Below are 25,388 nucleotides of genomic sequence, written 5' to 3' on the forward strand. Positions count from 1 at the left end.
ATTTCTACCCTACCGCCGACAGCTTGCCGGGAGCTTGGCACGTGCAAATTCACTGAGATAGCGGACTTTCTTAAATATTGTGGTGACATCAAGGCAAGGTGGGCTGGGCGTCCTCCTTGTCTGTGGAAGGTCATCTGCGCCCTTGCCGCACCCTTGCCGCTTGATCCGGCGGCGGCGCGCCTCTATCTCTTGCCAACCCGACATTCCGACCCGGAGCCATTCCTTGTCCGTTTTCAAGAGCCTGCCGACACCGCCTGCCGCACCGAAGAAGCCCGTCTCCGATACGCGCCACGGCATTACCCGCACGGACGACTATGCCTGGCTGCGCGCCGACAACTGGCAGGCGATGTTCAAGGATCCGTCGATACTCGACCCTGAGATCCGCCGGCATCTCGAAGCCGAAAACACCTATATGAACGCGGCGATGGAGGACACCAAGCCGCTGCAGAAGGTGCTGTTTGCCGAAATGCGCGGCCGCATCAAGGAAGACGACAGCTCGGTTCCGATGAAAGACGGCGCCTATGCCTACGGCACCTTCTATGTCACCGGCGGCGAACAGCCGCGTTATTTCCGCATCGCCCGCGACGGCAATGTCGCCGACGAGGCGATCCGCACGGTGCTGCTCGACGGCGACAAGGAGGCGGCCGGCAAGGCCTATTTCCGCCTCGCCGGCCTCGACCATACGAGCGACCACAGCCGCGGCATCTGGGGCTATGACGACAAGGGCTCGGAGTTCTTCACGCTGCAGGTGCGCGACCTCGAGACCGGGCAAGACCTTGCCGACCGGATCGAGAATACCGGCGGCGGCGGCGTCTGGGCGCCCGACGGCAAGAGCTTCTTCTATTCGGCGCTCGACGAAAACCACCGGCCGTCGAAGGTGTTCCACCATATTCTCGGCCAGCCGCAGTCGGAAGACCGGCTGGTCTATGAGGAAGCGGATGCCGGCTTCTTCATGGGCGTCGGCGGCTCGCTGCTCGATGATTTCATCTATATCGACATTCACGACCACGAGACCAGCGAATACCGGCTGCTATCGACCAAGGACCTCACAGCCGAGCCGAAGCTGGTGGCGGCGCGCGAGGAGGGCATCGAATATTCGCTGACCGAGGGCGGCGACGTCTTCTACATCCTCACCAATGACGGCGGCGCCAAGGATTTCAAGATCATGGAAGCGCCGGTCGACAATCCGGTGAAAGAGAACTGGCGCGAAGTGGTCGCCCACAAGCCCGGCACGCTTGTTATCAGCCACATGGCCTATGCCCGCCATCTTCTGTGGCTGGAGCGCAAGGACGGGCTGCCGCAGATCATGATCCGCGATCGGGCGACCGGCGAGGAACATGCGATCGCCTTTGCCGAGGAAGCCTATTCGCTGGGACTGCAGGGTGCGGCGGAATACGACACGGATATCATCCGCTTCTCCTATTCGTCGATGACGACACCATCGCAGCTCTATGACTACAACATGGTGACGCGCGAGCGCACGCTGTTGAAGACGCAGGAAGTGCCGTCCGGCCACAATCCCGACGACTACGTCACCCGCCGCGCCTTTGCCCCGGCATGGGATGGCGAGAAAGTGCCGGTCACCCTGCTCTATCGCAGAGATACCCCACTCGACGGCAGCGCGCCCTGCCTGCTCTATGGCTACGGCGCCTACGGCATCACCATTCCGGCCGGCTTCAATACCAACTGCCTGTCGCTCGCCGATCGCGGCTTCGTCTATGCGATTGCCCATATCCGCGGCGGCAAGGACAAGGGATTTTCCTGGTACGAAGACGGCAAGATGGACAAGAAGACGAATACCTTCAAGGACTTCGTCGCAGCGGCCGATTATCTGAATCAACAGAAGTTCACCTCTTACGCGAAGATCATCGCCGAGGGCGGATCGGCCGGCGGTATGCTGATGGGTGCGGTTGCCAACATGGCGCCGGAGAAGTTCGCCGGCCTCATTGCCGCCGTTCCCTTCGTCGACGTGCTCAACACCATGCTCGACGACACTTTGCCGCTGACCCCGCCGGAATGGCCAGAATGGGGCAACCCGATCGACAGCAAGGAAGAATACGAGCAGATCGCATCCTACTCGCCCTATGACAATGTCGGCGCAAAAGCCTATCCGCCGATCCTGGCGCTCGGCGGCCTGACGGACCCGCGCGTCACCTATTGGGAGCCGGCCAAGTGGGTGGCGAAGCTGCGCGACAAGACGACCGGCGACGCGCCGATCCTGCTCAAGACCAATATGGACGCCGGCCATGGCGGCGCCTCCGGCCGCTTCCAGCGGCTGGAAGAGATCGCCTTTGAATATGCGTTTGCGATCAAGGTTGCCGGCAAGATGTGAAGGGTTGGATGGGGTGTGCTGTGTGGCACCCCCCTCTGCCCTGCCGGGCATCTCCCCCACAAGGGGGGAGATCACAAGTGGCTTGACCGTCCTGCCCATCTACCGTTCGCCGTGCTGGACGCTGATTGTTTGGGGAAGCCGATGCGCCCAGCCAATCTCCCCACCTGTGGGGGAGATGCCCGGCAGGGCAGAGGGGGGCGGGCTCGGCACAAGCCCAAGGGAGAGAGAAATGCCCGTCTATATCGCCCTCCTCCGCGCCGTCAATGTCGGCGGCACCGGCTCTTTGCCGATGGCCGAGTTGAAGACGATCTGCGAAGGCCTCGGTTTTTCCGACGTCAAGACCTACATCCAGAGCGGCAACGTGCTTTTCCGTTCGGATGAAGCGGAAGAGACGGTGGAGGAGCGGCTCGACGAGGCGCTCGGCAAGACGATGGGCAAGCGGCCGGGCGTGATGGTGCGCCGCCGCAAGGAACTCGATGGGATCGTTGCCGACGCGCCCTTTCCCGATGCCAAGCCGAACTTCCTGCTCGTCTATTTCCTGCCTGAAAAGGCGCCCGGCGATGCACTGGAGACGATGGTGGCGCCCGACGGCGAGGAGGCCAAGCTCGCCGGCCGGGAAATCTATGTGCATTATCCCAATGGTTCCGGCCGCTCGAAGCTGAAGCTGCCGGCGTTGAAGCCGGGGACGTCGCGCAATCTCAACACTGTGCGGAAGCTCGCGGACATGGCGGCGGCACTGGAGGACGGGGACTGAGGATGTTAGTGCAATTCCGGACGCAAAACCGCTTCGCACCTTTGCTGCAATTGCTTTAGCCCCTCGGCATCGCTGCCACCGGCAGAAAGAGCATCTTCACGAAGGTGCGGAGCATCAGCACCTGCTCGGCCAGTGTGTTCGGCTCTTTCAGCGTCTTCGACAGAACGATGCCGCCTTCCAGGACGGAGGACACCATGTCGGCGAGCTGGTCGACGTCGACGGGTTCGCGCAGCGGATAGACAGCCACGATGTCCCGGAGCATGCGGCCGAAACGGCGCCGCCAGGCAAGCACTGCATTCCGGTTGGTCTCCTGTATCTCCCGGTCGAACAGCCGTTCGTAATAGCAGATGCCCGCCACGAGGCAGCCGGGATGGCCGTTCGGCAGGTCGGAGAGCAGTTCGGAAAGCAGCTTCAGGCCGAGCAGGAAGGATTGAAGCGGATCGTCGGTCAGATCGCGCGCGCGGCTGAAGATCTCATCATAGATGCGCTCGTCATTTTCGATGTAGCGGTTGAGCAACGCCTTGGCGAGTTCGTTCTTGTCCCTGAAATGATAGAAGAAGCCGCTCTTGGTAATGCCGGTCTCGGCGATCAGCTCCTCGATGGAGGTGCCGCCGAAACCCTTCTGCAAGACTGCCGCTTCGGCCACATCGAGGATGCGGGTCCGCGTTTCCTCGCCCTTTCGCATGTCCCCTCCTGTACCGCCGGTACAGTTTTCAGCGCCACTCGTTCAAGCTTTCTTACGCCCCCGACGGCTTCGGCTGAAGCAAGCGATTGATATCAATCGGCAAAAGCCAAAACCGCCTGGAGTATACCGCAAGTCGCCTAGTTTGACAGCCGATTAAGCGCCAGAACATAATTCATCGACGGCAGCCAATCGGGGGCCGCGAGGGAGAGGCTTCAACAATGGCAAAGTACAGAAACGGTTTGCCGCAGCTCAATGGCGGCACCTTCATTACCGACGGCGGCATGGAAACGACGATGATCTTCCAGGAAGGGATCGAGCTACCGCATTTCGCCGCCTTCATATTGCTATCTTCCGAAGACGGGCGGCAACGCATGCGGAATTACTATCGCCGTTATCTCGATATCGCACGGCGGCACGGCACGGGCTTCGTGCTCGATACCGCCACATGGCGGGCCAATCCGGACTGGGGGCAGAAGCTCGGCTATACCAGCCAGGCCCTGAAGGCGGTCAACGAGAAAGCCGTCGACCTGCTCGTCGACTTACGCAGCGCCTATGAGCGGCCGGAGCAGCCGATCGTCATTAGCGGCGCGATCGGCCCGCGCGGCGACGGTTACAAGGCAGGCTTCATGGATGCGGCCGAAGCGGAAGACTACCACGCCTTTCAGATCGGGGCTTTTGCCGGCACGGAAGCCGACATGGTGAGCGCCTTCACGCTGACCAATATCGACGAGGCGATCGGCGTGGCGCGGGCAGCACAGTCGCTCGGCATGCCCTCGGTCATCTCCTTCACGCTGGAGACGGATGGTCGGCTGGTGACGGGCCGCAGCCTTCAGGACGCCATCGAGACGACGGATGCGGCGACCGGCGGAGCGCCGGCCTATTACATGATCAACTGTGCCCATCCGACGCATTTCGAAACAGCGCTCGATCCTGGAAGCGCCTGGGTGACGCGCATTTCCGGCATCCGCGCCAATGCCTCGACCATGAGCCATGAGCAGTTGGACAATAGCGAAACGCTCGATGCGGGCGATCCCGAAGATCTCGGCCGCCGCTACCGCAAGCTCATCGACCGCATGCCTGCGGTGCGTGTGCTTGGTGGCTGCTGCGGCACCGACCACCGCCACGTCGCGGCGATCTGCGAGGCATGCCTGCCGCAGGCGGCGTAACGATCTGAGAGGGAGGAGACGTTGTATCCGGCTAGGGTATGCCGTGTCAGCCTTTGGCGGCGGCGCCTTTCCTCTGTTTGGCCTTGTAGCCGGTGATCTCCTCGCCGGCGGTCGGCGAGAAGCGCAGGTTCCAGAAGGTGGCGGTGATCGAGATGATCGTGACGACGATGAAGGCTGCCGAGAAATCGCCAAGAGCCGGCGTCTCAGTGCCTGACAAGGCCATGGAGCCGTGCAGCGCCAAGGCGCCGATGCAGATGCCAAGCGACAGCATGAGTTGCTGGAAGGTGGTGTAGAAGCTGGTGGCCGAGCTCATCCGCTCCTTGCTGATCTCGTCATAGGCAATGGTGTTATAGGCGGTGAACTGGAACGACAGGAAGAAGGCGCTGAGCACCAGGACGATAAAGACCAGCGGCATCGGCCAGTCCGGCCGGAAGGCGGCACAGAGGCCATAGCCGATCGTCCCGAGGATGCCGTTGAGGATGAGGCTCCTGCGGAAGCCCAGCCGGCGGAAGACAAACTTCGCCATCGGCTTCATGGCGAGAGCGCCAAGCGCGGTCGCGATGATGATCTGGCCGGCCGCGGCGGCAGACAGGCCGAAGCCGATCTGGAAGAGCAGCGGCAGCAGGAAGGGCTGCGCGCCCTGGGTGATACGCGTCAGCGAACCGGCGATGACCGACGTGCCGAAGCTCGGCACCTTCATCAGCGAGAAATCCATGATCGGTGACGGGTGCTTGCGGGCATGTCTGAGATAGGCGATGCCGAAGAGCAGGCCGATGGCGATCAGGAAGATCGAGAAGGCGCCCTCCCCTTCATGGCTCGACATTTCGAAGCCGAAGAGCAGCGAGCCGAGCGAGATGCCCGAGAGGACGAAGCCGATCGTATCGAAGCGACCGTTCGCCTTGCCCTTCACCTCGTCGATGTAGATCGAGACGAAGATCATGCCGATGATGCCGATCGGCACGTTGATGTAAAAGATCCAGCGCCAGTCGAGATAGGTGACGATGAAGCCGCCGAGCGGCGGGCCGACGATCGGGCCGATCAGCGCCGGCACGAGCAGCCAGGACATGGCGCTGACCATATCCTTGCGGTCGACGCTGCGCATCAGCACCAAGCGCCCGACCGGCATCATCATCGCGCCGCCGATGCCCTGAAGCAGCCGCGCCAGCACCAGGAAGGACAGCGTCGGCGCCAGCGCGCAGAGGATGGAGCCGACGACGAAGACTGATATGGCCGAGCGGAAAACGGTGCGGGAGCCGAAACTGTCGGCCATCCGGCCGCTTGCCGGAATGAAGATCGCAAGGCTCAAGAGATAGGAGGTCAGGGCGATCGACATGGCCGGGGCACTGACGCCGAAATCGCGCGCCATGGTGGGCAGCGCAGTCGCAAGCACGGTCGCATCGATGTTTTCCATCAGCATCGCACTCGCGACAATCATCGCGATCACCCGGAAATTGGGCGTGGCGCGCCGAACCATCGGCGCCTGGTAAATCTGATCCGACATCGTCCGGGATCACTCGCGGTGGCGCGGCGGAGCACACAAGGCAGCAAGGCCGCGGGGGGATGACATGGCGCAAAGCCAAGGGGAGACGATTTGCTATACGCCCGCGATCATGGCGGCGCTATGTCGTTTATGGCAAAGCTGCTTTGACGAGAGGTAAAGGCAGATCACGATTCCTTGCATGGGTCTGATCTTCGTGAAGGTCTTCCCCGGCTTGCGCGGCATGCATCCTAGCCCTACCTATGAACCATGACCTCCGCCCTGCAGAAAAACCGGCCCGGTGCGGCCTTTCCGTTCGACAACAGCTATGTCGGTTTGCCGCCGCACTTCTTTGCGGCGCAAGTGCCGACTGCGGTGGCGGAGCCCTGGTTGATCAAGCTCAACGAGCCGCTCGCCGCCGAACTCGGGCTCGACGTCGAGGCCTTGCGCCGCGACGGCGCGGCGATCTTTTCCGGCAATCTCCTTCCCGAAGGGGCCGAGCCGCTGGCGATGGCCTATGCGGGGCATCAGTTCGGCGGCTTCTCGCCGCAGCTCGGTGACGGGCGGGCGATCCTGCTCGGCGAAGTGATCGACCGCAACGGCAAGCGCTACGATATCCAGCTGAAGGGCGCCGGGCCAACGCCTTTTTCGCGCCGCGGCGATGGGCGGGCGGCAATCGGGCCGGTATTGCGCGAATATATCATCAGCGAGGCAATGTTTGCGCTCGGCATTCCGGCCACGCGGGCGCTGGCGGCGGTGACGACAGGCGAGCCGGTCTATCGCGAAGAAGTGCTGCCGGGCGCGGTCTTCACCCGCGTCGCGGCCAGCCATGTCAGGGTCGGCACGTTCCAGTACTTCGCGGCCAGGGGCGACACCGACGGCGTGCGGGCTCTGGCCGACTATGTGATCGACCGGCACTATCCGGCATTGAAAGAGGCCGAGAACCCGTATCTCGCGCTTTTCGATGCGGTCTGCGAGCGCCAAGCGGCGCTGATTGCCCGCTGGCTGCATGTCGGTTTCATCCATGGCGTGATGAACACGGACAATATGACCGTCTCCGGCGAGACGATCGATTTCGGCCCCTGCGCCTTCATGGATGCCTATGATCCGGCAACCGTCTTTTCATCAATCGATCAGCATGGCCGTTACGCCTATGCCAACCAGCCCGGCATCGGCCAATGGAACCTCGCAAGGCTCGGCGAAACGCTGCTGCCGCTGATTGACGCCGAGCCCGACAGCGCCGTCGACAAGGCGAATACGGTGATCAAGAGTTACGGCGAACGGTTCCAGGCGCATTGGCTGGCCGGCATGTGCGAAAAGATCGGCCTTGCCGGCGAAGAGGACGGCGATCTCGACCTGGTGCAGGCGCTGCTGTCACTGATGCAGGCGCAGGGCGCCGATTTTACCCTGGCCTTCCGGCGGCTGTCGGATCTTGCCGGCGATGACGCCGCAGAGCCCGAATTTGCGGCGAGTTTCCGCGAGCCGGACGCCTGCAGCACCTGGCTGACGCAGTGGCGCGAGCGGCTGTCACGCGATCCACAGACGGCCACTGAGCGCGCCATTGCCATGCGCAGCGTCAATCCGGCCTTTATCCCGCGCAATCACCGGGTCGAACAGGCGATCGAGGCCGCCGTCGAGAACGGCGATTTTTCCCTGTTCGAGGCGCTGCTGAGCGTGCTTTCGAAACCCTATGAGGATCAGCCTGGCTTTGCCGCCTATCGGGAACCGCCGAAGCCCGACGAACGGGTGCTTGCGACCTTCTGCGGAACGTGACGGGCGCTCTCGCCCGTTTTGGTGGCGCAGTTACGCCATAGCGATCCGCTTCCATCCGGCCCGACGCCCCGTTCGGTGCATCGGCACCCTGCGGCAATTGTGGCCGTTGAAAGGCATCTCCTTCGCGCTATCTGCCTGATCGGCGGGACTTTTCCGCCGATCCTCCACCCCGGCTAACCTCAGCGGGAGACAGCCTTATGGCGATCGTCATCACCTCCATTTTCTTCATCATCATCGGGCTGGCTCTTGGCGGCGGCGGGCTGTGGCTCGTCACGCTCGGCGGTAGCGTCTTCTATCTGTTCGCCGGGTTGATGTTCCTGATCACCGCCGGGCTGCTTCTGATGCGCAAGACGGTGGCGCTCTGGGTCTATGCGGTGCTCGTCGTTGCGGCGCTCGCCTGGGCGATCTGGGAGGTTGGCTTCGACTGGTGGCAGCTCGGCCCGCGCGGCGGCATGATCATCCTGCTCGGGCTCTGGCTGCTGACGCCATGGATCCGCCGGCCACTCGGCCTGCGCAGCCCGACGGGCATCACCTACGCCGCGAACCCCTGGCCGCTCGCCGTGCCTGTCATCCTCGCCATCCTCGTCGCCCTCTATTCGATGACGACCGACCCGCATGACCTTGCCGGCGAGCTGCCTAGGGATACGGTCGCCGCCAATCCCGCCTTCGGCGGCAGCGTGCCGGATGGCGAATGGCATCAATATGGCCGCACGGCCTTCGGCCAGCGCTATTCGCCGCTCGACCAGATCACCGCCGAGAACGTCTCCACCCTCAAGGAAGCATGGCGATACCAGACCGGCGACGTCAAGCGGCCGGACGATGTCGGCGAGACGACCTATCAGGTGACGCCGCTCAAGGTGAAGGACACGCTCTATCTCTGCACGCCGCATAACTGGGCGATCGCACTCGACGCCAAGACCGGCAAGGAGAAATGGAAATACGACGCCAACTCCGGCATGAACCCCGACCGGCAGCATCAGACCTGCCGCGGCGTCACCTATTATGCCGATCCTGCCGTTGCGGCCGGCCAGCCCTGCGCCGAGCGCGTCTACCTGCCGACCTCCGATGCCCGGCTGATTGCGCTCGATGCGGCGGACGGGAAGGTCTGCACCAGCTTTGCCGACCAGGGCGTGCTGCATTTGGAAACCGGCATGCGCTACAACCCGGCCGGCTATTATTATTCCACCTCGCCGCCGGTCGCGGTGGCGGGCAAGATCATCGTTGGCGGGGCGGTGAACGACAATTATTCGACCGAGGAACAATCCGGCGTCATCCGCGCGTTCGATATCAACACCGGCGCGCTGGTCTGGAACTGGGATTCCGGCAATCCCGATGTGACGACGCCGATCACCGGGGACCAGACCTATACGACCAACTCGCCGAACAGCTGGTCGGTCTTCAGCGTCGACGAGGCGCTCGGCATGGTCTACATCCCGCTCGGCAACCAGGTGCCCGACCAGATCGGCATCAACCGCAGCGACAATGTCGAGAAATTCTCCTCCTCGATCGTCGCGCTCGATATCGCTACCGGCCAGATGCGCTGGGTGCGCCAGACGGTGCATCACGATCTCTGGGACATGGACGTGCCCGCCCAGCCGGCGCTGATCGACCTGACGAAGCAGGACGGAACCGTGGTTCCCGCCCTCGTCGGCCCGACCAAGCAGGGCGATATCTATGTGCTCGACCGGCGCAGCGGCGAACCGATCATCCCGGTCAAGGAAATACCGGCGCCAGGCGGCGCGGTTTCGGGCGATCATACCTCGCCGACGCAGCCGCTCTCGGACCTCACCTTCTCGCCCGAGCCTCTCCAGGAAAAGGACATGTGGGGCGTGTCGCTGTTCGATCAGATGGCCTGCCGCATCGACTTCCACCGCTACCACTATGAGGGCCGCTACACGCCGCCTTCGCTTAAAGGGACGATCGTCTATCCCGGCAATTTCGGCACCTTCAACTGGGGCTCGGTGGCGGTGGACCCTGAGCGGCAGATCATGTTCGGCATGCCGACTTATCTCTCCTTCACCTCGCGGCTGGTGCCGGCCGCCGACATTCCGCCGCGGGGCCAGGACGAGAAGGGCAGCGAACAGGGGCTCAACCGCAATGACGGCGCGCCCTACGGCGTCTTCATGGGCCCCTTCCTCGGACTGCTCAAAATCCCCTGCCAGGCGCCGCCGTGGGGCTATGTTGCGGGCGTCGACCTGCGCACCGGCAAGATCGCCTATATGCATAAGAACGGCACCGTGCGTGACATGACGCCATTGCCGCTGCCCTTCAAGGTGGGCGTGCCGGGGATCGGCGGGCCGATGCTGACCAAGGGCGGCGTCGCCTTCCTGGGGGCTGCGGTCGACGACTACCTGCGCGCCTATGACGTGACAAACGGGCGAGAGCTCTGGCAGGCGCGGCTTCCCGCCGGCGGCCAGGCGACGCCGATGACTTATACGGCTGATGACAACAAGCAATATGTCGTCATGGTCGCCGGCGGCCACGGCTCGGTCGGCACCAAGCCCGGCGATTACGTGATCGCCTATACACTGCCTTGATGGGGAGCCCTCCTCTAGCGGGTCAAAGGCCCCTCCCCAACCCCTCCCCACAAGGGGGAGGGACTAACCCGTGGCGGGTCCCTGCCACCAAAATACGTCGCCACATGCTGCATCGTCAGGAATCAAATGCGATGGGTGCCACACAGCAGCCCCTCCCCCTCGTGGGGAGGGGTTTTCACACGCGACAACTGTCGATCACCCCCTTCGCATTTTCCCACTCACACCATCTCGACGACCATGCGGCCGACTTCGGCAAAGATCGGGTTGAGCTCCTTCACCGGCACGGTCGTCTCGCTGATATAGACGGCAGCGACGATCGGGCCGCGATCCGGCGGCCAGATTACCGCGATATCGCCGAGCGAGCCGTTCGGGCCGGTGCCGGTCTTGTCTCCGACCTTCCAATCCGCAGGCAAGCCGGCCCGCAGCCGTTCCTTGCCTGTGGTGCTCGCCACCAACCAGGCGATCAGCCTGTCTGAGGAGGCCTCAGTGAGGACCGAGCCGAGCGTCAGATTGCCGAGCGTGTCGAGCATCGCATCCGGGGTCGTCGTGTCGCGCGGATCGCCCTTCCGGCCCTCGTTCAGCGTCGGTTCGGTACGGTCGAGACGGGTCGTGCCGTCGCCGATCGAGCGCAGCCAGTCGGTCAGGCCCGCGGGCCCGCCAAAACTTTCGAGCAGCAGATTGCCGGCCGTATTGTCGCTGACGGTCACCGCCGCCTCGCAGAGTTCGGCAACGGTCATGCCATCGGTTCCGGCGTGTTTTTCGCTGATCGGCGAATAGTCGACGAGCTTGTCCTTGCCATAGCTTACCCGCCGGTCGAGGTTCTCTTCACCCTTGTCGGCCCGGGCAAGCGCGAAAGCGGCGGCCAGCGCCTTGAAAGTGCTGCACATCGGAAAGGCCTCGCTGCCGCGATAGCCGAAAGAGATGCTCGTATCGGTGTCCAGCACCGAGACGCCGAGGCGGCCGCCGGTGCGTTTTTCCAATGCGGCAAGGCGGTGTTCGATATTGTCGTCGCCCTCGCCGGCACTCTCTTTGGCACTCTCCTTGGCCCCCTCCTCGGCATTGGCTCGAAGCGTCAGCACGGGCAGGCACAATGCCGAGCCTATCAGCATGCGGCGGGTCAGACTGAGATCCATGAAATCCTCCGGCGAATCAGGAGGACAGAGCTAAGCAGCGATTGCGGCGACTTGTCGTCCCCGCGGCGATGTTAATCGTCCGCCGAGCGATGTTAATCGTCCGTCGGGCGATCTTGTCGTCCGCCGAGCGTCTCCGCCCGCCCCGATCATGCGGCACGCGTGACCTCGACCGTCACATGCGACAATTCCTCCAGCGCCGAGAGCCTGCCCTTGTAGAAAGCCGGATCGCGCGGCTGCGAGGTGAGGACGGCGACGATTGCGGCATGATGGCCGGGGCCGACCTGCCAGACATGCAGATCGGTGATCCGGTCGTCCTCCGTCTCGATGGCGCCGCGGATTTCGGCCGGCAGCGTCTCGCCTTCGGAAATGACGTCGAGCAGGACGCCGCCGGAAGATTTCATCAGGCTCCAGGACCAATTGGCGATCACCAGCCCGCCGACGATGCCCATCAGGGGATCGAGCCAGAGCCAGCCATAGAGGCTGCCGAGCGTCAGCGCCGCGATGGCGAGTACCGAGGTCAGGGCATCGGCGATGACATGCAGATAGGCGGAGCGGATATTGTTGTCGCCAGTCTTTGCGTGGTGGGCACCGTCGCCATGACTGTGATGCGCATGGTGGCCATGCCCGTGATGGCCATGGTGATGGTGCGCATGATCGCCATGCGCGACATGGCCGCCGCCAGCCAGCAGCCAGGCGCTGACCAGATTGACGGCAAGGCCGATGACCGCCACGGCGATCGCCTGGGCAAAACCGATCGGCACGGGATTGGAAAGGCGCAGCATGCTTTCCCAGGCCATGAGCAGGGCGATCAGGGCAAGGATGATGGCGCTGGCGAAGCCGGCGAGATCGCCGAGCTTGCCGGTGCCGAAGGTGAAACGCGGATTGCGCGCCTGCCGACGGGCGAAGAGATAGGCGAGTGCGGAAATCAGCAGAGCACTGGCGTGGGTCGACATGTGCCAGCCATCGGCGACCAGGGCCATGGAGCCGTAGACGGTGCCGGCGGCGATTTCCGCCACCATCATCACTGCCGTCAGCGCAATCACCAGCCAGATGCGCCGCTCGTTGCGCGTATGATCGGCGCCGAGGAAGACATGATCATGTTCCAAGGCATTGATTCCAGCCTTCTCGATTCCGGCACTCATGACAGGCTCCTTCGTCGCCGCGCTTAGAGCGGTTCAGCGTTTCATGAAAACGCAGAACCACTCTAAGCTTTTGTTTTTACGCAATTCTCGGCAAAACCGCTTCACACTTTTGCTGGAATTGCTCTAGCGCATATAGGTTCTCAAGACTTCCGATATTTCCTCGACCGCCTCCGCCCTTGCTGCATCGTCGGCCGCATTCAGCACATGCTCACGCAGGTGATCGTCGAGAACCTCGCCGGTCAGCCCGGTCAGCGCGCCGCGGATCGAGGCGAGCAGTTGCAGGATCTCGCCGCAGGGGCGCTCAGCCTCGAGCGCGCGCTCGACCGCCTCCATCTGCCCCTTCAGGCGGCTAATGCGGGCGACGAGCTTCTTTTTCTGCAGGGTGGTGTGGGACATGATGGATTCACATATAATATAGGGGGGTATATTATCAAGAGCGCGGCCGGAACTCAATGCCGGTGATGGACTCCGATCCGCCATTGACAAAGCCCGCGTTTCCGACGATCTATGATCCATGATCAAGAACGCGCACCAGAGCCGCTCGTATTTTTGGCTGTACCTGTAAAGGGCGGCTGGACAAGATCATATTGTCAACAAGCCGCCGTCAGGCGGCTTTGTTGTATCAGCAGCGTCCTGACGGCAGAATATCAAAGGACGCGAAGACCATGACCGAAATCGAAGACAGCGAAATTTCACTGATGCGCCCATCGGTGGTGACGATCCGCACCGCCAAGCCGCGCGACCTGCCCGAACTCAACGAGATGATCACCCTGCTTGCCGCCCATCACGGCGATGCGGCAGGGACGACGGCGGAGCAGCTGGAGCGCGACCTCTTCGGCCCGCTGCCCTGGATCAATGCGCTCGTCGCCGAGACCAGCGAAGGGCTGATCGGCTACGCCATTCTCGTACCGCTCTACAGGGCGCAGGAAGGCAAGCGCGGCATGGACCTGCACCACCTCTTCGTGCGCGACGGCCATCGCGGCCACGGCACCGGCCAGTTGCTCGTCGACCGGGCGCGCGAGACCGCCCGCAATGCCGGCTGTGGCTACCTCTCCGTCAGCGCCGCGACCGGAAACGTGCTGGCGCACCGCTTCTACGAACAGCTGGATTTCACCGCCCGTCCGGTGACCGGCATGCGCTACATGCAGTCGATCGCTTGAGGGGCAGCAGGGATTTTAGCCGGTAAGCTCTGATGATCCGCGAGGGGCATCAGCTGAAGACCGGCTCGTCCCCATGCAGCAACATCGCGATCACCTCTTCCGTGGCGCGCACGTCGCCGAAGCTGCGATAAATCGTGTGAAGCGAAGCATTGTGATCAATATCGCGGCGCGCGGCGTTGGCATCGGCGAGCATGACGGTGCGGAAACCGCTGGCGAAGGCGTCGCGGATCGAGGATTCACAGCAGACATTAGTAAGAGTGCCGACGACGAGCGCGGTATCGATACCGCGTGATTTCAACAGCGGGGCGAGCGGCGCGCTTTCCGGATGAAAGGCGCTGTAGGAGGTCTTCTCGATCATCAGATCCTGCGGCTCCGGCAAGAACTCTCGATAGAGCCGAGCGACGATAGGCCCTTCCCCGCCTGATGTGCGAAAGACCTCGGCAACCGTCTCGCCGTAGAATTCACGGGCAAGCCCTGGATAGGTCTGGCGCGGCGCCGGAACGACCCAAACGACGAGGCCTCCGCTGTTGCGGACGGTTTCCACGAGCGCCAGAATATTGGGAACGATGCCGGCCGCATAGCTGCCGGGCGTGACGAAAAACGGGATCATGTCGATGACGACGAGCGCCGTGCGGGTGGGCGTCAGACGTTCATAGGCAAAGCGACGGCCACGGCGTTCTTCCTGGCGGGCATATTCGCGCGGCTCGATGTGCCAATCGTGTTGCTTCAAGACCAAGTCCCCCATCAGGCTGCGGTCCAGTCTATACCGAGTCGCTGCGCCATCGGACGTCTGAACGCTGAGGTTTTGCCGGCATTTCGCGCGGCGGCCGGATTGCCCATTGATGCAGGGCTGCCTTAACAAAGATGAGCGCTGACGCACGGGCCTGCGCAACATCATTCGGATCATCGAGCCGCACGACGATCTTCGCTTCCATCGCCGCTAGGGTTTCGGTGAACCAGCGCCCGAGCAGCTCGTTACGGGCCGCAAGACGAGCGCGGATGCGGGCGATGATCACATCAAGTTCTTCAAGGGTCGGCTGGTTCTTCATATTGTCGCTCGGTCATCTCTGTCGGCTGATGATCTTTGGATCGCAGCGCTTGCCCGAGGCGGGACTCAGGTAATCGTAACACCGTGCCCGGCGAGGAAGCGGGCGAAGACGGCGAGCGGCGGAGAAGTCTCGACGTAGCGCCTTCGGGCACAAGTCCTACCCGGCGATCGAGGCTCTTTCCGGCTGGTCCTAACGGGCCGGCACCGCCTTCAGATAGGCGGCGATCGCCTCGCGGTCGGAAGCCGGCAGATGGACGATGTTCTGCTGCACATCGACCATCGAACCGCCGACGGAATCGAAATCGGGGGTGAAGCCGGTTTCGAGGTAGCTCACGATATCGGCCTCGCTCCAGCCGCCGATGCTCTTGGAGGCCGGGGTGATATCGGGTATGCGGCCCTTGCCTTCAGGATTGGGCGCGCCGGCGAGCCACATATCGGCCTGGAAGCCGCCGAGCGCATCGCGCGGCGTGTGGCATTCGCCGCAATGGCCGGGACCTTCGACGAGATACTGCCCGCGCTTGATCTTGTCGTCGCTCTTTGCCAGAGCGACGCGCGGCTGGTCGCTGAAATAGAGGAATTTCCAGCCGCCGAGCGCAAGCCGGATGTTGAAGGGGAACGGCAGTTCATGCGGCGGCGCGACGTTTGCGCTCTTCGGCAGGGTCTTCAGGAAGGCGAAGAGATCGTTGACGTCCTTGTCGCTCATGCGGGAATAGGAGCCATAGGGAAAGGACGGGTAGAGATGCTGCCCGCCCGGGCCGACGCCGCGCTTCATCGCATTGCCGAACTCGGCAAGCGTCCAGCCGCCGATGCCGGACTTTTCATCGGGTGAGATGTTCGGCACATGGAAGGTCCCGAAAGGGCTCTTCAGTGCCAGGCCGCCTGCAAGTGTCAGCTTTGCATCGCCTTCGGAACCGGGTGCGGCATGACAACTGACGCAGCCGCCCGCCCAGAAGACCATCTGGCCGTTTGCCGGGTCGGGCGCGCCGAGACCCGCCCAATGGCTCTCCGGCAGCGGATCGGGTGCGGTGACGAGATAGAAGGCGCCCCCGCCGAGGACGGCGACGCCGATCAGACAGAGCAGTAACCGGATGAACCTGCGGACCATGCGCCGCCTCCCCTGTTGTCGACATTTGCGCCGTCGACCCACATAAGGCGACCCGCGCCGGCGGCAAGGCGGGCGCGGATCGCGGATCCGGAGCATTCCATTTTCCGCGCGTCAGGCGGAGGCAAGCCGCCCACCTTTGCTGGAATTGCTCAGTCGGTCTATCACTCCTTGATACGATAGGCCTTGTGACAGCCGCCGCAATTGGCGCCCAGCGTATTGACCGTGGCGCCGACGGCTGCAGCATCGGCCGGAAGCTGAGCGAGCGCAGTTTCGGCGTCAGTGGATAGCTTTCCGGCGCGCGCCTTGAAGTCATCCATGTTTTCCCAGACCTTCGGGCTGACCTCGGGATCGTTCATATCGCTGCCCGGCTTGAACTGATCGGGGAAGACCTTGGCAGTCGTGGCAATCGTCGTCAGCGCCGTCTTCACCGCCTCGGCGTCATAGGGTTTGGTGCCCTTGGCGATGGCTGCCAAGGCCCCGGCCGAACCGCCGATCTGCTTCATCAGCGCAATGCGCGAATCATGGGTGCCGTCGGCGGCGGTCACCGAACCGGCGGCTATTCCTGCCATCGCTGCGGCCGCAGCTACTGCTTTCCAATTCATATTCCTCTCCATTTCTCCTCGGCCAAGGTGGCCGATGGCCAATCTGCACTGGCAGCATGACAAAATCCATGCGTCCGGGCAGTCACGTTTTGCCGGATCATCATAAAAACAATGTGATAGGCCGTGGTGGTTCAGGCGCTTTTCCACCCCTGCCAGAGGCTGAAGGCGGAGACCGCAACCAGCAGCAGTCCGGCGAAGCGGCCGACAAAGGCCGTGACGTCAGGGTTGGCGACGAGCAGGTCGCGGCTGCGGCCAGCCGTCATCGCCAACGTGCCGTAGATGGCAAACTGGGTGACGACAGTCATGACGCCCATGATCAGCCCCTGCATCCAGATCGGGCCGTATTCCGGTCTGAGGAACTGCGGATAGACTGCAAACATGAAGATATAGGCCTTCGGATTGACGAGACAGGTGACAGCTCCCTGGCGAAAAGCCCGCCAGCCGGAGCGGGCCGTTCCCGGGCCAACCGCCTCGACGGTGATCGAACTGCGGATTAGCGAAATACCGATCCAGATCATGTAGGCGACGCCGGCAAAGAGCAGCACGTTGAAGAGCTGCGGCAGCATGGTGACGAGCACGCCGACGCCCGCGGCGCCATAGGCCGAATGCACGGCGCCGCCGGCCATGATGCCGCCGGTCGCCGCCAGCCCGCGCTTGACGCCGCCGGTCAGCGAATTGGCGAGCACGAAGAGCATGTCCATACCAGGCACGATGATGATGCCGAAGAGAAGGGTGAAGAAGAGCCAGAGGTTTTCATGGTAGTTCATGTCAGTTACCGCCTTGAGTTTTGCGGGCCGTTTTGAAAGACCCTGATTGATTTCAATCCGATAGGCGGCTCTATACGAGAACCCAACTGACAGTGTATTGTCAGGAGCGTTGGGATGGGAGAGGTTAAATGCGCAAGGCCTCGCGGCTTTTCGAGATCATTCAGATCCTCAGGCTGGCAAGAAAGCCGATGACGGCGGCTGTCATGGCCGAGACCCTCGAGGTGACCGTGCGCTCGATCTATCGCGACATCGCGGCGCTTCAGGCGATGCGGGTGCCGATCGAAGGCGGGCGCGGCATCGGCTACATCATGCGGCCGGGCTTCGACCTGCCGCCGCTGATGTTTTCGATCGAGGAGATGGAGGCGATCGTGCTGTCGCTGGCGCTGCTCGAACGGACGGCGGACGAGGAGCTGAAACAGGCCGCGCGCCGGGTCAACCGGAAGATATCAGGCGCCGTGCCGGCGCCGCTGCGCCAGGCGATGGACAACAAGGCGCTTTATGCCTGGGGCTCGATTGCGCAGCCGGCAGGCTTCGACCTTGCGATCGTCCGCCGCGCGATCCGCGACGAACGCAAGCTGATGCTCGGCTACCGCGACGAACTCGGCCGTGCCAGCGAGCGGACGATCCGGCCAGTCGCGCTGATCTATTATTCGCAGACCGCCAATATCGTCGCCTGGTGCGAGCTGCGCCAGGCGATCCGCAATTTCCGCAGCGACCGGGTGGAGCGTTGCGCGACGAGCGACGATTTCTTCAAGGGCGACGGCGACCGGCTGCGGGAACTGTGGACCAGCGGGTGGACGGAGAAGGCTGTGCCGGCTTGATGCGTGGTTTGCAGCACAGCTATCCGGAGAATGCCGCAACGTCTCGACTCCCTCTTCTCCCCAGCGGGGAGAAGGTGCCCGTAGGGCGGATGAGGGGGCCGGCGAAGCCGGTCTTTCCAACAACGCCCATGCGGATTTCGACCGCGCTGGCGTCGTCTCAACCGTGTTCAGGACGCGGGGGAACGGCGTTACCGTCGGCGTGGCGGAATAGGTTTTACGTGAAGGATGTGCCGTGCAGCCCCTCATCCGCCTGCCGGCACCTTCTCCCCGAGGGGAGAAGAGGATATGGCGTGACCTCTCCGTTCCTCGCGCCCTCTTGCAAGGCGCGTCCCCCTTTCCCGCAAGCGGGGATCCGAAGAACAAGCCCGAGCATGGTGAGGTTGGCGACTCTGTCAGCCACCTGTCACAACCTAATAAAGCAGCGTGCGGCTCACCTCGCGGCCGAAGCCGCGGATTTCGATGCGGTCGGCTTGGACCTCGACGATCGCGAAGGCGTTTTTCGTCTCCGTGTCGACCACGCCCTTGAAATTGACGAAGTGACAGGCGCTGACCAAGCCGTAGTTGCCGACGTGGTCGTGGCCGTTGAGATAGGCGACGACATTGCTGCTGGAGGCGAGCAACTCGACGATGCGCTCGCTGTCCCACATGCCGTGCTCGCTGGGCGGATGCACCGGATAGTGATTCATGACGATCACCTTCTCGCCGGCCTCGGCCGCTTTTGCGATTTCATCGCCAAGCCAGGCGAATTGTTCGTCGCTCAGCGCGGCATTCCAGCGATGGGCGTTCCTGGCACCCTTGGCCTGCAGCTCCGCCAGCATCTCTCCGGCCAGCGCGCGATGAGGATGGCCTTCGGGCGGCGCGAAGATGCTGACCTCATTGCCGTCGAGCACGATGAAGCGCCAGCCGTGGCGCGAGAAGCTGTAATAGGGCGCCGGCATGCCGAGACGCGCGGCGACGTCGGAGAGATGGCCCGGAGAGACCGAGAAATCATGATTGCCGAGCAGGAAGAGCGTCTCGTGCCTGAGCTTCTCATAGACCGGCAGGATATCGTCGAAGCTTGAAAAGCTGCGGTCGATGACATCGCCGAGCGTCATCACGAAGCTCAGCTCCTCGCCATTGAAGACCTCGATCGCCTCGGCGACCTTGGCGAGGCTGTTGGCGTAATAGCGGTCCATCGCCACGTGCGGCGCGATCGCCGCATATTGCGGGTCGGCGATGATGCCGAAGCGGAACAGGGGAGAAGCAGAGGAAGACATGGGGCGTGATTAGGAGCGGCCGATGACAGGGCTGTGACGACTTCGCGTGAAAACAAAACACCCGGCGCTTTGGGCGCGCCGGGTGCCGAGTTCGAAGATGCGGACGACATCGTCCGCCATGGCGGCGAGTCTGGTACCGCTTACTTCGTGGCTGCTTCGTAGCGTTCCAGGACGTAGTCCCAGTTGATCAGGCTATCGACGAAGGCCTCGAGATATTTCGGGCGGGCGTTGCGATAGTCGATGTAGTAGGAGTGTTCCCAGACGTCGACGCCGAGGATCGGGGTGGCGCCGTGAACGAGCGGGTTTTCGCCGTTCGGGGTCTTGGAGATTTCGAGCTTGCCGTTCTTGACGGAAACCCAGGCCCAGCCGGAGCCGAACTGGGTGGCGCCGGCAGTGGCGAAATCGGCCTTGAACTTGTCGTAGCCGCCGAGATCGGAGGTAAAGGCCGCTTCGAGCTTGCCCGGCAGCTTGTTGCCGCCGCCGCCCTTCTTCATCCACTTCCAAAAATGGATGTGGTTGTAGTGCTGGGCGGCGTTGTTGAAGAGGCCGGCATTGGTGCCGAAGGACTTCTTGACGACGTCTTCGAGCGAGAGGTCCGAAAGACCGGCTTCGGCGGCGAGCTTGTTGCCGTTGTCGACATAGGCCTTGTGGTGCTTGTCGTGGTGGAACTCCAGCGTTTCCTTCGACATGAAGGGAGCAAGCGCTTCGTAATCATAGGGAAGTTCAGGCAATTCGAAAGCCATGTCAGATCTCCTCTTGGCAATAGATTGCGTCTCGGCAGGTGAGGCGGAACATAGGAGGGGAAAGGGGGAGAGGCAACCGGCGAATTATCAAAAAATGACCGGCCGGAGGAAAATTTGCCTCAGTTGCACGGTTGGAGTCGTGCGTAGAAATCGCCTGGGCAAATCAATGGGAATACCCGCCCCGAAAACCACTTTGCCTGTTATGGAGATCAACGGAGACCCGATATGAACAGGAATATAATCCAGCTTCTCACTGCCGCCGTACTGCTTTGCCTGGCAGGTGCGGCGCATGCCTCCTCCGATGACGCCTGGAAGCAGCTCGCCGCTGACGTCGAGGCCAAATGCAAGAAGGCAGCGGTCACGATCGAGAAGCCCAGCGCCACCGTCGATCCCTTCGGCAGCTCGCATTACGGGCTCGCCCTGGTGACAGGCAAGCCGAAAGGCGCCAAGGGGCTGATTGCCCAGATCTGCGTCTACGACAAGCAAAAGAAGACCGTCGAGATCGGCAGCGAGCTGGACGCCAAGACGCTTGGTCTCATGCCGGCAAAATAGGCCGCTATGAGGTTACTTACCGTGCTGGTTTGTGCCTTGCGTCACATTTCTGGGGAACCGAAGCCTACGCTCAGGAGTTGAAAGCCTGGGCTTTAGGGAGGTGCCGGCATGTCAGAGCTTCGCAGCAGGGCGGAAGATCAGCAGAAAATCTATCAGCGTTGGGCACCGGTCTATGACCGGGTGTATCGCGGCATCCTGCGTGATGGCCACCGCAAGCTTGCAGCCCTCGCCGCCGCGGCCGGCACCGATATCCTGGAGATCGGCGTCGGCACCGGCCTGACGCTCGGGCATTACCCGCGCCACTGCCGGGTAAGCGGCATCGACATTTCAGAACACATGATCGCGCGGGCGCGCGAAAAGGCGAGACGCGAGAAGCTGCAGCATGTGCAGGCGCTTGATGTGATGGATGCCCATGCGCTCACCTTTGCCGACCGGTCTTTCGATGCGGTCTGCCTGCCCTTCGTCATCACGCTGATCCCCGAGCCCGAACGCGCGCTCGACGAATGCGCGAGAGTGCTCAGGCCGGGCGGCGAGATCATCCTTGCCAGCAAGCTTGGCGACGGCGCCGGTCTGCAGGGCGCGATCGAAACGGCGGTGGCGCCGCTGGTGCGTCACATCGGCTGGTCCTCCGCCTTCCGTATTCACCGCATCGTCGCCTGGGCCGAGCGCCGCGGTGATTTCGCTCCTGCCGATATCCTGCCGGTCTTTCCGAATGGCTTCTTCAAGATTATCCGGCTGAAGCAGCACGGACTTGCCGCCTGAGACCGGAAACTTTTTCCCCGCGTCGCTTCTTCTGATGCTACCGTTTGTCTGAGGGGACTACATGACATCGGATTTCTTCGTCTTCATCGTCGTGGGTTTCTGCGCACAGATCGTCGACGGCGCACTCGGCATGGCCTTCGGCGTGCTGTCGACGACGAGCCTTCTCGCCTTCGGGGTGCCGGCCGCCAATGCCAGCGCCATGACGCATGTGGCAGAAATGTTCACGACCGCCGCGTCGGGCCTTTCGCATGCCTATCATCGCAACGTCGACTGGCGCCTGGTCGCGCGGCTTGCACCGGCCGGCATGATCGGCGGTGCGATCGGCGCCTATCTGCTTGCCAATATCGACGGCAAGGTGATCGAGCCCTTCGTGTCGGCCTATCTGATCGCGATCGGACTGGTGATCCTCTACAAGGCCTTTCGGCCGCCGCCGAAGCGGGATGTCCGCGACTGGATGGTGCCGCCCGTCGGGTTCTGCGGCGGCGTGCTCGATGCGATCGGCGGCGGCGGATGGGGGCCGATCGTCACCAGTTCGCTCGTCAGCCGCGGCCATGACCTGAAGCGGGTGATCGGCTCGACCAACTTCACCGAATTCGCCGTGACACTGACGATTTCCCTGACCTTCATGCTGACGCTTGGCTGGTCGGAGCTCAATTCGGCGATCGGCCTGATCATCGGCGGCGTCATCGCTGCCCCCTTCGGCGCGATCCTCGTCAAGCGGCTGCCGGTGCGGCCGCTGATGGTGGCGGTCTCGATGATCATCATCGGCACTTCGGCGATGCGGATCCTGTGAAGATCGCTGCGCTAGCGCATAGTGGAACAGCGTCCTTTGCGCGCGTCTGAAAAGACGCGCGGCGCTGTAGGGTTACAGATTCCGGCCGAAATAGACATCTACGGAGGCGATCTTGTCGCCGCGGAAGCGAAGGCTCTCGATGTTGCGGAAGCTGCCGCCGTCCCGTTTTTCGGCGCGGTAACGGATGACCGCCTCGTCGCCGTCGATCGCCAGGAATTCGATGTCGAATCCGCGGAAGACCGGCTCCTTCGGCCAGCAGCGCTCGAAATAGGTCGCCCGGTCGATGTGGTCGTCACGCGGACTGGAGAAGGTGAAATCCTCCGTCAACATGACGCCGACGATATCCTTGCGGTCGTCAAGATAGGCGGCGTAGAGATGACGGATAGTCTGCTCTCGGGATGTGCGCATGTCGCTCATGGCAATGTCCTCGGATTAACCGATTGCATGATGCAATCGGTCTTGTTCTAGCACTTTTACCTGGGAGGGTCCAGGTTGCAGCGGCAATTTCCAAAGACAGGCCACCAATGCGGAAGCGCCGTCTTGAAGGACGGGCCATAGCGCGGTTATATCAGCGCGTGCCCGCCCTGGAACGACGGGCGCATCCGCCGCTATGGCCTATGCGCTCGACCTCGAAAAGCTCGATCTTCAGGACAGATTTACCCGCGCCGATCTCCTCGTCGCGGCAAAGGGCACATCGTTTCATCAGGCGCGGTGGAACCCGCGCTTGCCGCATATTTCCTCGAATCGGAACCGATTTAAGGAAATATGCAGAATTCAAAGTGCTACAGCGTCCTTTGCGCGCCTTAAAAGACGCGCGGCGCTGTAGAATCAATGCCGGGGCCGAGAGAATGACCGATACGCAATTGGACGCCGCCAGCGCCAGGCCGGGCTCGGTCTACTGGAAGCGCAACCTTACCATCTCGCTCATCGGCTCCTTCACCACGATCGTGGCGATGACGCTGCTGCTTCCCTTCCTGCCGCTTTATGTCGAAGAACTCGGCGTCAGCGACCATGCGGCGATCGTGCAATGGTCGGGCATTGCCTATGGCGCCACCTTCTTCGCCGCGGCTCTCGTCGCGCCGCTCTGGGGCCGGCTCGGCGATATTTACGGCCGCAAGCTGATGCTGGTGCGCGCCAGCCTCGGCATGACGCTGGCGATCTCGCTGATGGGCATGGCCGGCAATGTCTGGCAGTTGGTGGCGCTGCGCCTCTTCGTCGGGCTTGCCGGCGGGTATGCCTCCGGCTCGATGGTGCTGGTGGCGACGCAGACGCCGAAGGACCGTTCGGCCTGGGCGCTCGGCGTGCTCTCCTCCGGCATCATGGCCGGCAATCTCGTCGGGCCGCTGATCGGCGGGGCGCTGCCGCCGATCATCGGCATCCGCGGCACGTTTCTCGCTGCCGGCGGCATGATCTTCCTCGCCTTCCTCGCCACGACCTTGCTGATCAAGGAAGAGAAATCGCCGGCTCGCAAGCAGGCGGCCAAGGCAAGCGGCGGCTGGAAATCCATTGCCGACAAGCGGCCCGTCATCGCGATGCTGGCAACGGGCATGCTCTTGATGTTTGCCAATATGTCGATCGAGCCGATGATCACCGTCTATGTCGCGCAGCTCGTGCCCGTCGAATCCCAGGTGACGATGACATCGGGCATCGTCATGTCGGCGGCTGCCCTCGGCAGCATTCTCTCGGCCTCATGGCTCGGCAAGCTCGCCGACAGGATCGGCCATTGGCCGGTTATTGCAGGCGCGCTCGCCGTCGCCGGGCTGCTGCTGATCCCGCAGGCCTTCGTCACCAGTTCCTGGCAGCTGATCATCCTGCGTTTCCTGATGGGTGTGGCGCTCGGCGGGCTGCTGCCCTGCATCGCCGCGGTCATCCGCCACAGCGTGCCGGATAGTGCGGCCGGCAGCATTCTCGGGCTTTCGATTTCCTCGCAATATGTCGGCCAGGTGGCCGGCCCCATCCTTGGCGGCTTTGTCGGCGGCCATATCGGCATGCGGGCGGTTTTCCTCGGCACCTCCGTGCTGCTTCTCGCCGGTGCGGCCTATGCCTGGATCGTGCGGCCGAGGGATGGGGAGACTCGGGACTCGACCTAAGGATTATTGGCACTCCCGCAGATCAGCTCGACGCCTGACCGGGCGATCGCTTCCAGCGTCTCGCGGCTGTCGCCGGCGCGAGCGCGGACGGCGAGCGAATGCATGACGGCGGAGGCGAGCCTGGCGAGCATCTGCGGATCGGCGCTTTGGGGAAGCTCGCCTCTTTCCACGCCAAGCCGCATGCGCTTTTCGATCTCGTCGTCGAAATCGTTGAGGCTGCGGCCGAGCACTTCGCGGACGCGCTCATGCTGGACCGCCTCGACCGATGCCGTGCCGATCAGCAGACAGCCGCGGGCAGCGGTTTCACCGTGCAGATAGATCGCCAGCGCACCGGCATAGACGCGGGCGATATTGTCGTGCAGCGGCAGTGACGGGTCGAGCGCCTCGGCGAGCGTATTCATGCCGTCCTGCCGATAGCCCTCCAGCGTATCGAGATAGAGATCCTCCTTGTCGCCGAAGGCGCCGTAGAGGCTCGGGCGGTTGAGGTTGGTCGCAGCACTCAGATTGTCGAGCGAGGCGGCGGCAAACCCCCTGTCCCAGAAGACATCCCGCGCCTTGCTAAGCGCCGCCTTGGCGTCGAAGGCCCTCGGGCGGCCCCGCTTCTTCTCGTCTTTCATATTTGTACTGTTTCGCATTAAATTCTTGACGAGAGTTATTTTATGCGAAACAGTACAGATGTTCAATGCTATC

General features: G+C 62.8%; 25 protein-coding genes. 11 read left to right on the top strand and 14 right to left on the bottom strand.

Translation table 11 applies throughout. The features are described from left to right. The first annotated feature begins 223 nt into the window (after nt 1–223). Together C3Y91_RS17630 and C3Y91_RS17635 are read left to right on the top strand one after the other, a co-directional pair. Nucleotides 224–2,332, top strand: a complete 2,109-nt coding sequence (locus C3Y91_RS17630) for a S9 family peptidase (protein WP_130681401.1) — start codon at nt 224–226, stop codon at nt 2,330–2,332. Between the two features lie 229 nt (nt 2,333–2,561). Beyond that, complete coding sequence (locus tag C3Y91_RS17635) at nt 2,562–3,086, top strand: DUF1697 domain-containing protein (RefSeq protein WP_024322815.1); 525 nt, start codon at nt 2,562–2,564, stop codon at nt 3,084–3,086. Between the two features lie 55 nt (nt 3,087–3,141). Here C3Y91_RS17635 and C3Y91_RS17640 read toward each other — a convergent pair whose 3' ends face one another. Next, nucleotides 3,142–3,771, bottom strand: a complete 630-nt coding sequence (locus C3Y91_RS17640) for a TetR/AcrR family transcriptional regulator (RefSeq protein ID WP_024322814.1) — start codon at nt 3,769–3,771, stop codon at nt 3,142–3,144. A 218-nt stretch (nt 3,772–3,989) separates the two neighbouring features. On the opposite strand from C3Y91_RS17640, the gene C3Y91_RS17645 reads away from it, so the two are divergent. Next, on the top strand, nt 3,990–4,937 hold the full coding sequence (locus tag C3Y91_RS17645) for a homocysteine S-methyltransferase family protein (RefSeq protein ID WP_130661246.1): 948 nt from the start codon (nt 3,990–3,992) through the stop codon (nt 4,935–4,937). A 46-nt stretch (nt 4,938–4,983) separates the two neighbouring features. On the opposite strand, the gene C3Y91_RS17650 is transcribed toward C3Y91_RS17645, so the two are convergent. After that, nucleotides 4,984–6,438, bottom strand: a complete 1,455-nt coding sequence (locus tag C3Y91_RS17650; RefSeq protein WP_018070897.1) for a DHA2 family efflux MFS transporter permease subunit — start codon at nt 6,436–6,438, stop codon at nt 4,984–4,986. Nucleotides 6,439–6,684: 246 nt separating this feature from the next. Here C3Y91_RS17650 and C3Y91_RS17655 point away from each other — a divergent pair, with 246 nt between their 5' ends. Beyond that, a complete protein-coding gene (locus C3Y91_RS17655) occupies nt 6,685–8,187 on the top strand; it encodes a protein adenylyltransferase SelO (RefSeq protein WP_130664325.1) in 1,503 nt (500 codons plus the stop codon). A 197-nt stretch (nt 8,188–8,384) separates the two neighbouring features. Then, a complete protein-coding gene (locus C3Y91_RS17660; RefSeq protein ID WP_075224822.1) occupies nt 8,385–10,724 on the top strand; it encodes a glucose/quinate/shikimate family membrane-bound PQQ-dependent dehydrogenase in 2,340 nt (779 codons plus the stop codon). A gap of 218 nt (nt 10,725–10,942) precedes the next feature. On the opposite strand, the gene bla is transcribed toward C3Y91_RS17660, so the two are convergent. The 3 genes from bla to dmeR all read right to left on the bottom strand — a co-directional run bounded on the left by bla (nt 10,943) and on the right by dmeR (nt 13,395). Further along, complete coding sequence (gene bla, locus C3Y91_RS17665) at nt 10,943–11,857, bottom strand: class A beta-lactamase (protein WP_130655009.1); 915 nt, start codon at nt 11,855–11,857, stop codon at nt 10,943–10,945. A 146-nt stretch (nt 11,858–12,003) separates the two neighbouring features. Then, complete coding sequence (gene dmeF, locus C3Y91_RS17670) at nt 12,004–12,999, bottom strand: CDF family Co(II)/Ni(II) efflux transporter DmeF (RefSeq protein ID WP_130655008.1); 996 nt, start codon at nt 12,997–12,999, stop codon at nt 12,004–12,006. 123 nt (nt 13,000–13,122) lie between these two features. After that, on the bottom strand, nt 13,123–13,395 hold the full coding sequence (gene dmeR / locus C3Y91_RS17675; protein WP_003546569.1) for a Ni(II)/Co(II)-sensing transcriptional repressor DmeR: 273 nt from the start codon (nt 13,393–13,395) through the stop codon (nt 13,123–13,125). 269 nt (nt 13,396–13,664) lie between these two features. Between dmeR and C3Y91_RS17680 the strand changes: the two genes are divergently transcribed. Continuing rightward, a complete protein-coding gene (locus tag C3Y91_RS17680) occupies nt 13,665–14,159 on the top strand; it encodes a GNAT family N-acetyltransferase (RefSeq protein WP_032982962.1) in 495 nt (164 codons plus the stop codon). A 49-nt stretch (nt 14,160–14,208) separates the two neighbouring features. Here C3Y91_RS17680 and C3Y91_RS17685 read toward each other — a convergent pair whose 3' ends face one another. The 5 genes from C3Y91_RS17685 to C3Y91_RS17705 form a co-directional block, all read right to left on the bottom strand. After that, the gene (locus tag C3Y91_RS17685; RefSeq protein ID WP_210267744.1) at nt 14,209–14,889 is read right to left on the bottom strand and encodes a cysteine hydrolase family protein; all 681 of its coding nucleotides are present in this window, start codon (nt 14,887–14,889) and stop codon (nt 14,209–14,211) included. A gap of 31 nt (nt 14,890–14,920) precedes the next feature. Further along, the gene (locus C3Y91_RS17690) at nt 14,921–15,208 is read right to left on the bottom strand and encodes a hypothetical protein (protein ID WP_168575634.1); all 288 of its coding nucleotides are present in this window, start codon (nt 15,206–15,208) and stop codon (nt 14,921–14,923) included. A 189-nt stretch (nt 15,209–15,397) separates the two neighbouring features. After that, nucleotides 15,398–16,312: a cytochrome c gene (locus tag C3Y91_RS17695; protein WP_168575635.1), complete on the bottom strand. Its 915-nt coding sequence runs from the start codon at nt 16,310–16,312 to the stop codon at nt 15,398–15,400. A gap of 161 nt (nt 16,313–16,473) precedes the next feature. Beyond that, a complete protein-coding gene (locus C3Y91_RS17700) occupies nt 16,474–16,914 on the bottom strand; it encodes a c-type cytochrome (protein ID WP_018070889.1) in 441 nt (146 codons plus the stop codon). Between the two features lie 131 nt (nt 16,915–17,045). Continuing rightward, the gene (locus tag C3Y91_RS17705) at nt 17,046–17,681 is read right to left on the bottom strand and encodes a LysE family translocator (RefSeq protein ID WP_017963499.1); all 636 of its coding nucleotides are present in this window, start codon (nt 17,679–17,681) and stop codon (nt 17,046–17,048) included. A gap of 128 nt (nt 17,682–17,809) precedes the next feature. On the opposite strand from C3Y91_RS17705, the gene C3Y91_RS17710 reads away from it, so the two are divergent. After that, nucleotides 17,810–18,502, top strand: a complete 693-nt coding sequence (locus C3Y91_RS17710; RefSeq protein WP_130800664.1) for a helix-turn-helix transcriptional regulator — start codon at nt 17,810–17,812, stop codon at nt 18,500–18,502. 410 nt (nt 18,503–18,912) lie between these two features. Here C3Y91_RS17710 and C3Y91_RS17715 read toward each other — a convergent pair whose 3' ends face one another. Both C3Y91_RS17715 and C3Y91_RS17720 read right to left on the bottom strand, forming a co-directional pair. Further along, nucleotides 18,913–19,758, bottom strand: coding sequence for a metallophosphoesterase (locus tag C3Y91_RS17715; RefSeq protein ID WP_168575636.1), 846 nt, complete (start codon nt 19,756–19,758; stop codon nt 18,913–18,915). A 140-nt stretch (nt 19,759–19,898) separates the two neighbouring features. Continuing rightward, nucleotides 19,899–20,501: a superoxide dismutase gene (locus tag C3Y91_RS17720; protein WP_003546549.1), complete on the bottom strand. Its 603-nt coding sequence runs from the start codon at nt 20,499–20,501 to the stop codon at nt 19,899–19,901. A gap of 225 nt (nt 20,502–20,726) precedes the next feature. Between C3Y91_RS17720 and C3Y91_RS17725 the strand changes: the two genes are divergently transcribed. The 3 genes from C3Y91_RS17725 (at nt 20,727) to C3Y91_RS17735 (ending at nt 22,608) form a co-directional block, all read left to right on the top strand. Then, complete coding sequence (locus C3Y91_RS17725) at nt 20,727–21,053, top strand: hypothetical protein (protein ID WP_024323952.1); 327 nt, start codon at nt 20,727–20,729, stop codon at nt 21,051–21,053. A gap of 108 nt (nt 21,054–21,161) precedes the next feature. Next, the gene (locus C3Y91_RS17730; protein ID WP_018070884.1) at nt 21,162–21,815 is read left to right on the top strand and encodes a class I SAM-dependent methyltransferase; all 654 of its coding nucleotides are present in this window, start codon (nt 21,162–21,164) and stop codon (nt 21,813–21,815) included. Between the two features lie 61 nt (nt 21,816–21,876). Then, the gene (locus tag C3Y91_RS17735) at nt 21,877–22,608 is read left to right on the top strand and encodes a sulfite exporter TauE/SafE family protein (protein WP_018484352.1); all 732 of its coding nucleotides are present in this window, start codon (nt 21,877–21,879) and stop codon (nt 22,606–22,608) included. A 72-nt stretch (nt 22,609–22,680) separates the two neighbouring features. Here C3Y91_RS17735 and C3Y91_RS17740 read toward each other — a convergent pair whose 3' ends face one another. Next, nucleotides 22,681–23,025 (bottom strand): nuclear transport factor 2 family protein, encoded by a 345-nt coding sequence (locus C3Y91_RS17740; protein WP_024323951.1) that lies wholly within the window; start codon nt 23,023–23,025, stop codon nt 22,681–22,683. A gap of 431 nt (nt 23,026–23,456) precedes the next feature. Here C3Y91_RS17740 and C3Y91_RS17745 point away from each other — a divergent pair, with 431 nt between their 5' ends. Continuing rightward, nucleotides 23,457–24,698: a multidrug efflux MFS transporter gene (locus tag C3Y91_RS17745; RefSeq protein ID WP_168575637.1), complete on the top strand. Its 1,242-nt coding sequence runs from the start codon at nt 23,457–23,459 to the stop codon at nt 24,696–24,698. Here the strand turns inward: C3Y91_RS17745 and C3Y91_RS17750 are convergent. Next, nucleotides 24,695–25,315: a TetR/AcrR family transcriptional regulator gene (locus tag C3Y91_RS17750; protein ID WP_024323949.1), complete on the bottom strand. Its 621-nt coding sequence runs from the start codon at nt 25,313–25,315 to the stop codon at nt 24,695–24,697. The two genes, C3Y91_RS17745 and C3Y91_RS17750, sit on opposite strands and share 4 nt — an antisense overlap. Between the last annotated feature and the right edge of the window lie 73 nt (nt 25,316–25,388).

Origin of the sequence: Rhizobium ruizarguesonis (genome assembly GCF_012349115.1) — a bacterium.
Classification (GTDB): domain Bacteria; phylum Pseudomonadota; class Alphaproteobacteria; order Rhizobiales; family Rhizobiaceae; genus Rhizobium; species Rhizobium ruizarguesonis.

Coding starts and splice junctions, on each gene's coding strand:
- dmeR (WP_003546569.1), bottom strand. CDS start 13,395: ATGTCCCACACCACCCTGCAGAAAAAGAAGCTCGTCGCCCGCATTAGC.
- C3Y91_RS17655 (WP_130664325.1), top strand. CDS start 6,685: ATGACCTCCGCCCTGCAGAAAAACCGGCCCGGTGCGGCCTTTCCGTTC.
- C3Y91_RS17640 (WP_024322814.1), bottom strand. CDS start 3,771: ATGCGAAAGGGCGAGGAAACGCGGACCCGCATCCTCGATGTGGCCGAA.
- C3Y91_RS17745 (WP_168575637.1), top strand. CDS start 23,457: ATGACCGATACGCAATTGGACGCCGCCAGCGCCAGGCCGGGCTCGGTC.
- C3Y91_RS17725 (WP_024323952.1), top strand. CDS start 20,727: ATGAACAGGAATATAATCCAGCTTCTCACTGCCGCCGTACTGCTTTGC.
- C3Y91_RS17680 (WP_032982962.1), top strand. CDS start 13,665: ATGACCGAAATCGAAGACAGCGAAATTTCACTGATGCGCCCATCGGTG.
- C3Y91_RS17710 (WP_130800664.1), top strand. CDS start 17,810: ATGCGCAAGGCCTCGCGGCTTTTCGAGATCATTCAGATCCTCAGGCTG.
- C3Y91_RS17715 (WP_168575636.1), bottom strand. CDS start 19,758: ATGTCTTCCTCTGCTTCTCCCCTGTTCCGCTTCGGCATCATCGCCGAC.
- C3Y91_RS17730 (WP_018070884.1), top strand. CDS start 21,162: ATGTCAGAGCTTCGCAGCAGGGCGGAAGATCAGCAGAAAATCTATCAG.
- C3Y91_RS17650 (WP_018070897.1), bottom strand. CDS start 6,438: ATGTCGGATCAGATTTACCAGGCGCCGATGGTTCGGCGCGCCACGCCC.
- C3Y91_RS17735 (WP_018484352.1), top strand. CDS start 21,877: ATGACATCGGATTTCTTCGTCTTCATCGTCGTGGGTTTCTGCGCACAG.
- C3Y91_RS17690 (WP_168575634.1), bottom strand. CDS start 15,208: ATGAAGAACCAGCCGACCCTTGAAGAACTTGATGTGATCATCGCCCGC.
- C3Y91_RS17660 (WP_075224822.1), top strand. CDS start 8,385: ATGGCGATCGTCATCACCTCCATTTTCTTCATCATCATCGGGCTGGCT.
- C3Y91_RS17635 (WP_024322815.1), top strand. CDS start 2,562: ATGCCCGTCTATATCGCCCTCCTCCGCGCCGTCAATGTCGGCGGCACC.
- dmeF (WP_130655008.1), bottom strand. CDS start 12,999: ATGAGTGCCGGAATCGAGAAGGCTGGAATCAATGCCTTGGAACATGAT.
- C3Y91_RS17700 (WP_018070889.1), bottom strand. CDS start 16,914: ATGAATTGGAAAGCAGTAGCTGCGGCCGCAGCGATGGCAGGAATAGCC.
- bla (WP_130655009.1), bottom strand. CDS start 11,857: ATGGATCTCAGTCTGACCCGCCGCATGCTGATAGGCTCGGCATTGTGC.
- C3Y91_RS17720 (WP_003546549.1), bottom strand. CDS start 20,501: ATGGCTTTCGAATTGCCTGAACTTCCCTATGATTACGAAGCGCTTGCT.
- C3Y91_RS17705 (WP_017963499.1), bottom strand. CDS start 17,681: ATGAACTACCATGAAAACCTCTGGCTCTTCTTCACCCTTCTCTTCGGC.
- C3Y91_RS17695 (WP_168575635.1), bottom strand. CDS start 16,312: ATGGTCCGCAGGTTCATCCGGTTACTGCTCTGTCTGATCGGCGTCGCC.
- C3Y91_RS17750 (WP_024323949.1), bottom strand. CDS start 25,315: ATGAAAGACGAGAAGAAGCGGGGCCGCCCGAGGGCCTTCGACGCCAAG.
- C3Y91_RS17740 (WP_024323951.1), bottom strand. CDS start 23,025: ATGAGCGACATGCGCACATCCCGAGAGCAGACTATCCGTCATCTCTAC.
- C3Y91_RS17645 (WP_130661246.1), top strand. CDS start 3,990: ATGGCAAAGTACAGAAACGGTTTGCCGCAGCTCAATGGCGGCACCTTC.